Annotated in this window: 1 protein-coding gene; it reads left to right on the top strand. The window is 77.9% G+C overall.

Features of this window, described 5'->3' with window-relative positions; all coding sequences use genetic code 11:
• Nucleotides 1–458 precede the first annotated feature (458 nt).
• Entirely contained in the window at nucleotides 459–1,379 is a 921-nt protein-coding gene (locus LG943_RS18700) for an aminoglycoside phosphotransferase family protein (protein WP_270073610.1), read from the top strand.
• Nucleotides 1,380–1,474: the final 95 nt, after the last annotated feature.

The following is a 1,474-nucleotide window of genomic DNA, read 5'->3' as shown; positions in this document are numbered from 1 at the left end:
CCCTCCGCACTCGCCCCCGGCGCCCCGCGCGCCCCTCCCGCATCCCCTTCCCCGCCCGCCTTCCGCGCGGCGCACCGCCCCCGGCGGGCGCCGGCCGCGATGCGATAACGTCACAACCCCGCCGCTGACCGTGATCGCCCCGGACCCGGCAGCAAGCGGTCCGCTCGCCCGTGCGAGCGCCCCCCAGGAGGTGACCAGGCCCCATGCGCGGCCCGCGCCCGTCCGCGCCGCACGCCCGCCCGCCGCGCCGGCGCGGCGGCCCCGGCCGACCGCCCGCGACCGCGCCCGCTTCCGCGACCGCGCCGCTTCCCCTCAACGGCGATGGGACGCGCACCCGGCGGATGGGTATGCCCGTCACCGCGGCCCGCCTCTCAGCCGCACACCGATTTCTCGGGGTGGTAACAGCTCGGAAACCCAAGACCCGGCTCCGGGGACGGGCCGATCCGTAAGGTGGTCATATGAGCGAAGTCACAGCGCGCTACGTCGACGACAAGCAGCGGCGGCGCCTCATCCGCCGGTTCGGCCGGGGCGCGGCCGACTGGCTGGACGGCCTGCCCGCCCGCGTCGACGAACTCGCCGCCGAGTGGAAGCTCAGCGTCGAGGGCCCCGCGCCCCACGGGCGCACCTCGGTGGTCCTGTTCTGCCGCCGGCTCGACGGCAGCCCGGCGATCCTCAAGATCTCGCCGGACCCCGGCCTGGGCACCTCCGAGGCCCGCATCCTGCGCCTGTGGGAGGAGAGCGGGCGGGTGCCGGCGGTGTGGGAGGTCGACACCGAGCGCGGCGCCGTGCTGCTGGAGGCCATCGGCGAGGGCCGCACGGTCGCGCTGGCGGGCGAGGTCCCGCCGATGCACGACATCGCCGACCTCATCGCCGACCTCCACGCGGTGGACGTCCCCTGCGACGAGAAGGGCGAACTCCACCCGCTCGACAGCCGCATGAACTTCCTCTACGACATGTGGGAGCGCGAACGCCAGGACGGCCCGGCCGCCGAACTGGTGCCCACCTCCGTGCTGCACCGGGGCCACTCCCGCGCCCGCGACCTCGCCCACGGCCAGGACGACGTCGTGCCGCTGCACGGCGACCTGCACCCCGGCAACGTCCTGCTGGGCGGACCCGAACGCGGCCTGGTCGCGGTGGACCCCCGCGCGTGCGTGGGCGACGCCGCCGTCGACGCCGTGGACTGGGCCGTGTGGCAGGCGGACTCCCTGGAGGAGGTCGAGCGGCGGGTGGCGCTGCTGTCCGCCCGCATCGGCGTGCCCGGCGACCGCCTGCTCGCCTGGTGCCGCGCGTGCGCGCCCCTGTTCGCCGTGGCCGCCGCCAACCGGGGCCGCGCCGACACCCCCCACTTCGCGACCCTGATGGCCCTCGCCGAGAGCTGAGCCCCCGCCGGCCCCGTTCCGGCGGTGGGGGGGGCGGCCCGCCCCCCCCCCCCCCGGCCCCCCCCGCCCCCCCCCCCCCCCCCCCCCCCGCCAGG

The sequence above is a fragment of the Streptomonospora mangrovi genome, from assembly GCF_027604915.1.
Lineage (GTDB): Bacteria > Actinomycetota > Actinomycetes > Streptosporangiales > Streptosporangiaceae > Streptomonospora > Streptomonospora mangrovi.
Note: the sequence above shows the minus strand (reverse complement) of the source record. Positions and strands in the feature narration are given on the sequence as shown.